Origin of the sequence: Mycobacterium colombiense (assembly GCF_001953985.1) — a bacterium.
Lineage (GTDB): Bacteria > Actinomycetota > Actinomycetes > Mycobacteriales > Mycobacteriaceae > Mycobacterium > Mycobacterium colombiense_B.
Genome location: NZ_MBEI01000071.1, coordinates 79,173 through 89,738, shown reverse-complemented (window position 1 = coordinate 89,738; position 10,566 = coordinate 79,173). Strand labels below are relative to the sequence as shown.

General features: G+C 70.7%; 6 protein-coding genes. All 6 read right to left on the bottom strand.

The window, feature by feature from the left end; genetic code table 11:
* A partial coding sequence (locus A5732_RS23045; protein WP_142256662.1) for a DUF222 domain-containing protein occupies positions 1-443 on the bottom strand: 443 nt, incomplete at its 3' end.
* 94 nt (positions 444-537) lie between these two features.
* On the bottom strand, positions 538-1,284 hold the full coding sequence (locus A5732_RS23040) for a TVP38/TMEM64 family protein (RefSeq protein ID WP_076103396.1): 747 nt from the start codon (positions 1,282-1,284) through the stop codon (positions 538-540).
* 8 nt (positions 1,285-1,292) lie between these two features.
* On the bottom strand, positions 1,293-3,008 hold the full coding sequence (gene recD / locus A5732_RS23035) for an exodeoxyribonuclease V subunit alpha (protein WP_436971837.1): 1,716 nt from the start codon (positions 3,006-3,008) through the stop codon (positions 1,293-1,295).
* The gene (gene recB / locus A5732_RS23030) at positions 3,005-6,307 is read right to left on the bottom strand and encodes an exodeoxyribonuclease V subunit beta (RefSeq protein ID WP_076103395.1); all 3,303 of its coding nucleotides are present in this window, start codon (positions 6,305-6,307) and stop codon (positions 3,005-3,007) included. The genes recD and recB overlap by 4 nt, the downstream gene beginning before the upstream one ends.
* Positions 6,307-9,609, bottom strand: a complete 3,303-nt coding sequence (gene recC, locus A5732_RS23025; protein WP_076103394.1) for an exodeoxyribonuclease V subunit gamma — start codon at positions 9,607-9,609, stop codon at positions 6,307-6,309. The genes recB and recC overlap by 1 nt, the downstream gene beginning before the upstream one ends.
* Positions 9,610-9,691: 82 nt before the next feature.
* A complete protein-coding gene (locus A5732_RS23020; protein ID WP_076103393.1) occupies positions 9,692-10,558 on the bottom strand; it encodes a cyclopropane mycolic acid synthase family methyltransferase in 867 nt (288 codons plus the stop codon).
* Between the last annotated feature and the right edge of the window lie 8 nt (positions 10,559-10,566).

The following is a 10,566-nucleotide window of genomic DNA, read 5'->3' as shown; positions in this document are numbered from 1 at the left end:
AGCTTGACCGCAGTACGCAGCTGGTTGACCGTCGCCACCGCGGCCAGCTGCGCGTAATGCTCATCAGAACCCTCCCCGGCGCGCGCCGCGATCACCCCGACCTGATCGGCCGACAACCGGCCCTCGCGCATGCCCTGGACGCAACGCGGGAACTCCTCGAGCCGGCTCGCGATGGTGGCGATCGTGTGCGCGTTGGCCGGCGAGCAGCCAGTCTTCCAGGCCACCAACGCCGGCACCGACCGCGCCCCGGTGAGCCCGCACAGCCCGTCGCGATCGATCTCGGCCACGATCTCCACCATGCGCCCATCAATCGCGTTGCGCTGACCGGTCAACTCCGCCAACTCCTCGAACAACACCTCAACACGCTCGCTAGGCTTCACCACAACGCCGGCGTCGAACGCATCGAAGGCGTTGATGACCGCTTCACGGCTGGTGGTGCCCATGCCCAAAGTGTAAGAAGCACCACCGACAAGTATCGCCCCTCTGTGGCCACTGGAACCAAAGTGGCACAAGGGATTTAACCGTAGCGGGTGGCCCTTACGAATTCGCCTCCGGCGCACCGTCGTCCTTGTCGCGACGCGCGTGCCCACGCCATTTGCGGTACCCGCGATGCGCGGCGAACGCGCCGACGATCGCGCTGACGCACCATACCGCTATCGCCGCGTAGGCCAACGGCGAGGACCGGTCGCCGATCGACGCCCCCAGCGCAGTGTAGGCGAACGCGCGCGGGGCCGAGCCGATGAATGAGCCAACGGCCATCTGCCACACCGGAACTCCGAACGCCCCGAACGTATACGAGGCCAGCGCATCCGAGATGCCGGGGACGAAGCGCTGCCCGACGACCGCCCACAGGCCGCCGCGCCCGATCAGCGCGTCCATGCGATCGGCCCGCGCGGCGCCCAGCAGCGCGCGTGCGCTGTCGCGGCCGGCCCGCCGGCCGACGAAACTCGCGACGATCGCGGTGCCCACCGTCGCGCCCAGCGTCACGAAGACGCCCAGCAGCGGACCGAACAGCAACCCGCTGCCCGCGGCCAGGATCGAGCCCGGCACGAACAACGCGCCCACCACCGCCGAGACCACCACGTAGGTCAGCGGCGCCGCCGGCCCGGTCGCCGCCACGACGCCCCGGATCTCGTCGATGTTGATCACCCGCGCGACGGCCACCAGATAGAAGACCACGCCCAGGAACGCGACGAACACGGCGAGCCGCGCGACGTGAGCACGCCGCGATGTCGGTTCCGCGGCCGGATGCGATGCGGGTGCCAGAGCGTCGTCGCCGTCCATGGGCGCCGTCACCTGAACGACCGCAGCCGCTGCCGCAGCCCGGTGGCCCGCACCGCCCGGCGCTCGATCGCCGCGCGGACCGACGCCTCGGGGCCCACCACCCGCACCTTGGTCTTCGCCCGGGTCACCGCCGTGTAGAACAACTCCCGCGTCAGCAATCGCGAATCCTCCGGCGGTATCAACACCGTCACCTCGTCCGCCTGGCTGCCCTGGCTCTTGTGGATGGTCATGGCATGCATCGTCTCCACCTCGCCGAGGCGGCTGGTCGCGAAGTCCAGCGGTCCGGTCGCGCCGGCGACGACCGCCCGCAGGCCGTCCGTACCGGCCACCGTCACGCCGGTGTCGCCGTTGTAGAGGCGCAGGCCGTAGTCGTTGGCCGTCACCAGCAGGGGACGCCCGGCGTACCACTGCGACCAGGCCGGCTGGCCCGTCGCTTCGCCAATCCACTTCTGCACCAGCGTGTTCCAGTGCGCCGCGCCGTAGGGTCCCTCGCGGTGCGCGCACAACAGCCGGTGCTCGTCGAGTGTGGCCAGCGCCTCGGCAACCGCGCCCAGCAGCGCGGCCGAGCGCAGCCGCAGCGCGTGAGCGACCAGCACATCGCGCAGGCGCTCGGCGGGGCGCTCGGAATCCACCCACTCGATGTGTTCGCCGCCCGCCGTGAGCAACTCCACGACGCGGTCCGCGTCGCCGACCCGGATCGCCTCGGCCAGGGCGCCGATCGACGTGCCGAACCGGTGTGGCGTGCGCAGGGCCGCCAGCCGAACGTCGTCGCGGGCGGCCAGCCCGTCCACCAGGTCGGCCAGCACCGCGCCCGCTTCCACCGAGGCGAGCTGGTCGGGGTCGCCGACCAGGATCAGCCGGGTGTCGGGCCGCACGGCTTCGACCAGCCGCGCCATCATGGTCAACGACACCATCGACGTCTCGTCGACCACGATGACGTCGTGCGGCAGCCGATTGCCGCGATTGTGCTTGAACCGCACCGACGTATCCGGCCGGGGACCGAGCAGGCGGTGCAGCGTGGTTCCCGACAGCCCGGTCAGGCGCGCCCTGTCCACCGCGGCGAGCTTCTCGCTTTCCGCGGCCACCGCCTCGGCGAGCCGGGCGGCCGCCATCCGGGTCGGCGCGGCCAGCGCGATCCGCGGTCGCGGCAGACCGGACCGCTCCGCCTGTTCGACCAGCAGGGCGAGCAGACGGGCGACCGTGGTGGTCTTGCCGGTGCCGGGCCCACCGGTCAGCACGGTCAGCGCCTGCGCCACCGCGATCTCGGTGGCGGCCCGCTGCTCCTCGTAGCCGGACGGGAAAAGCCGTTCGTAGCTGGATGATTCGACGGTTACCGCGGTCACTGACAGGGCCAGCAGGTCGGTACAGACCTGCTCTTCCTCGAGCCAGTACCGGTCGAAGTAGAGCAGGTCGCCCAGCAGCCGCAGCACCGGTGGCGTCTGCAGCAGGGCGCTGGCCCGCACCGCCGCCATCCAGTCGTCGGCGGCGGGCCAGGGCAGGTCGTCGTCCGCGTCGACCTGGCCGGGCACCGCGCGCAGGTCGACGCAGACCGAACCGCCCCGCAGCGCGCGCACCACCAGGGCGACCGCCAGCGCCACCCGCTCATCGGTTTCGCCGGTGAGCGAGGTAAGCCGCTGCGCCACATGGACATCGGCGGGCTCGAACACACCGGCATCGCTGAACGTGCGCAGCAGTCCGGTCGCCGACATGACCTCCACCGTCACGCGGCCACCCCCTGGGCGTCGAGCAGGTCCGACAGGGCCGCGATCAGCGGCCAGGGCGGCCGCCAACCGAAGACGCCCGCCGGGTGGCCGTCGAGCACCGGGGTCTGCGCGCCGCACATGCCCCGCAGGAACAGGTAGAGCACACCGCCGAGGTGCCGGCTCGGGTCGTAGTCGGGTAACCGCCACCGCAAAAACCGATGCAGCACCGCGCAATACAGCAACGCCTGCAGCGGATAGTCCGAGTGCAGCATCGCCTCCGCCATCCGGGACCGGTCGTAATCGGCGGCGGTCAGCGGTCGTTCCGGGTCGCCGAGTCGGTTGGTCTTGTAGTCCACCACCACGAAGCGGTGCCCCGCGCCCTCGGGGACGCGGAGCACGGCGTCGATCGAGCCGGTGAGGTAGCCGCGCAGCGACTGGTCGCCGAGCCCGTGTCCGGCCAGCCGGTCGGCATACGATGCGAGCACGTCATCGGCCGGCAGGTGCTCGCGCAACAGCGGCGCCAGGTCCGCCAGCCGAACCTGCGGCGCCGTCGAACGGCGATCACCGCCGGACAGGGGGATCTCAAAATCCAGTTCGCGCAACCGGTCCGACAATCCGATCTGGCGCAGCGTCATGCCGCCCGTCAACGGGCCCAGCGGCGTGTCGTGCATCGGCACCATCGCCGCGGCCAGCTCCTCGGGGGTCGCGGCGACCGGCCACCACGCCGCATGCGCTCGGATCTGCGTCTGCAACTCGGCGGCCAGGTCCGGGGCGAACGGGTCGGCCGTCTCCAGCACGGCGTGCACCAGCGTGCCGAACGTGGCCCCGGCCGGTAGGTCCGCCATCGGCGAGGGCACGTCGGGCCCGGAGGCAGCGGACACCAACGGAATGTCGCCGGCTTCGTCGTCGAGCTCGCCGATCTCGGGTTCGCTGCTCACCCCGCTGGTCTGCGCCGCCCGGATCAGACCGGAGTAGGAGGTGCGCCGCCAGCCGGTGTCGATGCCGCGGTGGAAGTGGCGATTCTGCAGGCGTCCGGGCACCGGCTCGGCGGGCAGCGGCGGGGCCGGCGTCACCAGCGATTCCTCGATGACCGGCCCGCCGGCCGCCTCCCACTCGCGCAGCCGGGCCATGGCGTCGTCGTCGGAGACCTTGGCGGGTTCGCATCGGTCCGGCACCACCGGCTCGCCGGGCCGGCGGCCCCGCAGCAGCCGCGACAGGCCGCCGTTGGGTTCGTAGTACGCCGGCGACCACCACGCCACCACCTGGGCCTGCGCCCTGGTGAGCGCGACGTAGGTCAGCCGGCTGTCGTCGCTGGCGTCCTCTTTACGCCCCAGGCGCTCAACGGCTTTGAAGTCGGGGCTGTCTTTGCCGCCGATGTGCAGGCAGCGCGTGCCGTCCTCGTCGTGGAACAACACCACATCGCTGTCCTGGGTGTTGCGGTTGAACGCGAACGGCAGATACACGATCAGGTACTGCAGCCCCTTGCTGACGAACACGGTCATGATCTGCACGGCCGCGGCGTCGCTGTCCAGCCGGCGGTTGCGCTCGGGGGCGCCGCTGCGCTCGTCACGCTGCCGGCGCAGCCAATCGCGCAGCGCGGGCAGGCTGTAGTGCTCGCGGTGTGCGACATCCTGCAGCAGCTGGGTGACGTGCGCCAGGTCGGTCATGTGTCGCTCACCACCCTGCCAGGCGAGCACGCGATTGCCCATGCCCAGCAATTGGGCGGCCTCGAATATGGCCGCCACGCCGCGTTCGCGGGCATGACCGGCCCACTCCCGCAAGGTCTTCGCGATCCGGTCCGTGAGCGCGTCACCGCCGGCCGCCAGCGTTTCGGCGGTCTCACCGAAGAACATCGTCGCCGCGGCCGCGCGCACCATCCCGGGCCGGTGCGGCTGATCGAAGGCCTCCAGCAGGCAAAGCCAATCCTCGGCGGCCTCGGAGGTGAACACGTCGGAGTTGCCGGTGTAGACCGCGGGCACGCCCGCGGCGCAGAGCGCCTTGAAGCACGCGTGCGCGTCGCGGTGCTTCTCCACGATCACGGCGATATCCCGGGCCTGCAGCGGTCTACCGGCGAACGTGGCACCGCTGGCCAGCAGCGCGCGGATGTCCGACGCGAGGTCGGCGCCGATGTGCTCGCGCACCTGGTCGATCGGCAGGTTCTGAACACCGCGGCGGCCCAACGTCTTCCGCGCGACCACGCGCAGCCGGAACGGGTCGTTGTGCGGCGCGCCGGCGAGGCGATGACCGCGGTGATGCGCGTCGACGTCGTTCACCACGATCGCCGGGTCGCCGAGTTGGGCGCCGCGCAGCACCACCTGCAGCCGCTGCAGCAGCGCGGAGTCGCTGCGCCAGTTGGTGTCCAGCGTCTTGCGCTCACCCGCCGTCTCGGCGGCCCGCAGGTAGGTCACGATGTCGCCGCCGCGAAACGCGTAGATCGCCTGCTTCGGATCGCCGATGAGAATGACGGTGGAGCGCCCACTGAACGCGCGGTCGATCACCTGCCACTGCACCGGGTCGGTGTCCTGGAACTCGTCGACCATCACGATCGGCCAGCGTTGATGCATGCGCAGCCGGGCGGGGGAGTCGTCGGTGGCCAGCGCGTCGGCCAGCCGGATCAACAGGTCGTCGTAGCCGAGCACCCCGAGCCGGCGCTTGCGCGTATCCAGTTCGGCCAGAACATCATTGGCGAACCTGACGCTGGCGGCGGCCCGCGAGTCGGGATCCGGGTCGAGCGGGCGCAGCTGGGTCGACGGATTCTTGACGACCTCGCGCGCGAGCCGCAGCGCTTCGCGGTAGTGCAGCGCCGGATCGTCGCGCTCCTGGCCGAAGTGGGCCAGGTACAGGTCATCCACGATCTCGGTCACCAGGTCGTCGAGGCTGTCGAGCAGCGTCACGCCGGCCGCGGTGTCCCCGGCGACGCCGAGCGAGCGCAGCACCAGCTGGCAGAACTGGTGGGTGGTGGCGATCGTCGCCGCATCGAAACCGGCAAGGGCGTCGCGAAGGCGCTGTCGGCGCGCCGCACGCTGTTCGTCGGTGCCGTCCAGCAGGTAGGTCACCACCTGGTTGTCGCCGACGGCCGACGGATCGGCGAAAGCCCTTACGGCATCGACGATTTGGCAGCGGACGCGTTCGCGCAGCTCCTGGCTGGCGGCGCGGCCGAACGTGATGAGCAGCATCTGGTCCAGCGTCGCGGCCCCGTCGGCGATGTACCGCGTGACCAGACCGGCCAACGCGAAGGTCTTGCCGGTGCCCGCGCTGGCCTCCAGCACGGTGGTGGAGCGCTCGGCCGGCAGCGCACCCAACAGGTCGAAGCGCTCCATCAGACCGCCTTCCGCTCGGCGCGCAGCATCGGCAGCCAGACCCGTGCGGCGTAGGCGCCGAGCCGGTTGTCCTCGCCGTCGCATTCCTCGCCCGGCCGCACCGGCTGCATCAGCTCCTCGAGCGGCGCGCCCTTGCCCCACGCCCGCGCGTGTGCCGGGGCCTGGTCCTCGCCCGGGAAGCGGTCGCTGGATTTCCATCGGTACCGCGCCTCGGTCACCGGGTCCTCGCCCTCGTAGCGGGCGGCGGCCCAGGCATAGGACGTCTTGATGGGCAAGGGAAGCGGCTCACGGCGTCCGGCGTCGTAGATCGCCACCAGCTCGCGCAGCACCTCGATGGCCTGTTCAGCGTCGCGCGGCGGACCCAGCCCCTCGACCCGGGTGCTGGCGCCCCGGCGCATGCGGCCGATGCACACCGCAGCCCAGTCGCGGCCGGGATCGTGAGCGGCCAACGCCAGCAACGGGATCCACGATTCGAGCAGATGCTTGCCGTCCAGGCGCGAATACGTGACCGACACCAGGCGGTCGTCATAGACCGGCGACACCGTGCCGGTGAGGCGCCGCCCGCCACCGAGGTCGACGTCGACGTCATAGGCTGACGCGCCGGCCGGGCGGTCCCTGCGCATATGCCGAAGCGCCTCGCTCGCCAGCAGGGCGGCCTGGTCGCGGATCTCGGTGACCTTGCGCCAGCCCAGCTGACCCGGCGGCAGCGTGCCGCGCCGCCACTCGGCTTGCCGCGCGTCGTCGGGAGTCATCCCGCGCAGGATGTCGCCCAGCATCCGGTCGCCGACGGTCCACTCCTCGAGGCCGTCGATGTCGACGGGCATGGCGTCCTGCACGCCGTCGACGTCGTACGGCAGCGTGAATTCCAGTGCGCGGAAGAAGCCCTTCACCGGGTCTTTGAAGAAGCCGACCAGGTCGGCGAGGATGACGTCGCCGGGCGGCGGGGGCGGCAGCGGTGCCGAGATGAATTTCGGCTGTTCGCCATGGTCGCCGGTGGTCGCGCGCGCCGCGCGCAGCACCGTGGGGTCGAAACTGAACGGCACGCCCGGGACCAGGCCGCCGGGGATGACGTTGCGAATGTCGAACGGCTGCAACGGATGTTCCACGACGATGCGGTCACGCACCTTGGTCGTGGTGGTGACGTCGAGGGTGTCCAGCAGTTCGGCCAGCGGCACCGCCGGCGGCCGCGGCTGCCCCGAGTACTCGTTGGCGCCGGTGTAGGTGATCACCAGCCTCTCGGTGGCCGCGCCGATCGCGTCGAGCAGCAATTGGCGGTCCTCGGAACGGATGTCGCGTTCCCCGGTCATCGGGCACCGGGCCAGTGCGTCGTCACCGTCGACGATGCCGAGCCGCGGGAACAGCCCGTCGTCCAGCCCGACCAGGCACACCACCCGGTGCGGCACCGAGCGCATCGGCACCATCGTGCACACCGTCAGGGTGCCGGTGCGGAAGTTGGCCCGCGTCGGGCGACCGGCGAGGCGCTGGTTGAGCAGCGCGCGAATGTCGGGCAGCCGCAACGCGATGTCGCCCCGGGGCCCGGCCTGACCCAGCGTCTGCGCGAACTCGCGCTGCATCTGACCGTTCTGCCATTCGTCCGCAGCGCGGACCCGCGTCAGCAGCGCGATGCCCTCGGTGAGGGCGGCCAGCCATTCGGTCAGCGGCCTGGTCCCGGTGAGCGAGTCGAGGGTGTGCTGCAGCCGGGCGACGAATTCGGCGAATTGCCCGGCCAATTGGACGCGGTTGCTGCTGACGTCGTCGAGCGGCAGCGTCGCGTCTATCCACGCGTTCGAATCGTCGGACATCGCGACGCCGGCCAGTATCCGGTCGATGCCGAAACGCCATGTGTTGTGGACGAAGTCGACGTGGTAGGGCCGCCGATGCTGCTGATCCAGCCCCCACCGGATGTTCGCCTGCCGGACCCAGCGGGTGATGGCCTCGAGGTCGTCGTCGGTGAATCCGAATCGGGCGCGCACCGGCGCGGCCTGCGCCAGGTTGAGCACCTCGCTGGCGGTCACCCGGCCGGCCGCCAGGGCCAGCAGTTGCGCGGCCACCCCCAGCAGCGGGTTGGTCTGGATCGGCGAGCGGTCCGCCAGCCGCACGCGCAACTGGTGGGCGGGATGGGCGCCGTGCACCACGTCGCCCAGGCCGAAGTCGGCCATGATCAGCGGCGCATAGGCGTCGATGTCCGGGCACATCACCAGGACGTCGCGCGGCTCGAGCGTCGGATCATCCTGCAACAACCCGAGCAGCACCTCGCGTAGCACGTCGACCTGGCGGGCCGGGCCGTGGCAGTTGTGGATCTGCACCGACCGGTCGCCGGCCGCCATCGTGCGGCCAAGTGGGCGAACGGCATTGGCGGCGATGTCCGACTGCAGCCAGCCGAGCAGCGTGTCCGGGGGCGCGGCACCGGCCAGGTAGTCGTCGGTCACCGGATCGGCCGGCAGGCCGCGTTGCAGTTCGCGCAGGTCTCGCCCGAGCGTCGCGAGCAGTGGATGCGACACCGCGCGGTGGCTGACGTCGTCGCGCCGGGGGATCGCGCCGCGGGCGCCGGCCAGCGCGCGCCACAGCACCTCGCTCGGGTGTGGTAGCCACAGATGCAGGTCGTGGTGGGTGGCCACCGCCTCCAACAGCTCGATATCGGTGCGGGTCAGCCGGGTGTGCCCGAACAGCGACAGCCGGGACGGCAGCTCGCTGGGCGCATCCCGCAGCCGCGCGATGGTCTTGGCGTGGCGGACGTGCGGCGGGTCGCGGACGACCCGCGCCACCAGCGCCCGCCACAGCTCGGGCTGCCAGCGCAGGTCCTCGTCGAGATCACCGGGTTCGCCGTTGCCCCAGTCGACGAGCAGCTGCGGGCGCTGCCGCGCGTAGGAGTCGAACAGGCCGGCCAGCCGGCGCGCCACCTCGTATCGGCGGCCCTGGCGCAGCTCGGCCTCCGCGCCGGTGTGGAAGTGGCCCACATGCATGGCCAGCGCGCGGCACCACGGCTCGTCCAGCGAGCAGTCGATCGCCTCCAACAGCGGCCAGGCCATGGCGTCCGCCGACCACGGATCGTTGTCGGCGGTACCGGTGATCTCGGCGATCAGCGAGCCCGGGCTGCGAAACGCCACCCCGGCGCACACCCCGTCACCGCCGCGCGCACCGAGCACGTGCGACAACCGCTGGCTGAGCCAGCGCTCCACGCCGCGCGCCGGCACCACGACGAGCTCGGTGGCGAACGGGTCGGTCAGCGGGTTGGCCAGCAGAGCGCCGAGACCGTCGGCCAACAGATCGGTGCGCTCGGCACGGTGCAGATGAAGCGGCATTGCGCTGTCACGATAAACCCGAACACCGACGCGGGTGGGCGCTACGGCCGCGCAGTGTGTCGCCCTGCGGGCGTCAGCGGTGCTACTTGGCCAGCGTGAACTGGTTGACGTCGATGTATCCCACGCGGAATGCGTTGGCGCAGCCGGTCAGGTACCGCATATAGCGCTGGTAGACCTCTTCGGACTGGATCTCGACGGCCTCGGCGTGGCGTGCCTGCAGGGCCTCCGCCCAGCGGTCGAGGGTCCGGGCGTAGTGCAGCTGCAGCGACTGCCTGCGCTTGAGGTTGAACCCCATCTTCGATGCGTGGAACTCCACTATCTCGATCGCCGGCAACTGACCGCCCGGGAAGATCTCGGTGGCGATGAATTCGTTGAAGCTGGTCTGCTCCTGAGTCATCGGCAATTCGCGTTCGACGATCTGCTGCGGGGTCAGCATGGTGATGGTGTGCAGCAGCATCACCCCGTCCTCGGGCAGGGTGCGGTGGGCCATCGCGAAGAAGTCGTCGTAGCGGTCGTAGCCGAAGTGCTCGAACGCGCCGATGGAGACGATCCGGTCCGCCTGCTCGTCGAACTCTTCCCAGCCGTGCAGTAACACGCGCCTGCTGCGTTCGGTGTCCATGCTGTCGAAGAGCTTTTGCACGTGCGCCGCCTGGTGCTCCGACAGGGTCAGACCGATGACGTTCACGTCGTACGTCTCGATCGCGCGCCGCATCGTGCCGCCCCAGCCGCACCCGATGTCCAACAGCGTCATGCCCGGCCGCAGACCCAGCTTGCCCAGCGAGAGGTCCATCTTGCGCAACTGCGCCTCTTCCAGCGAAATGTCCCGGTTGCGGTCCCAATAGGCGCAGCTGTAGGTCATGGTGGGGTCGAGAAACAGCCGGAAGAAGTCGTCGGACAGGTCGTAATGGGCCTGTACCTCTTCGAAGTGCGGCGTCAGGTGCTCTGCCACGGCGGATA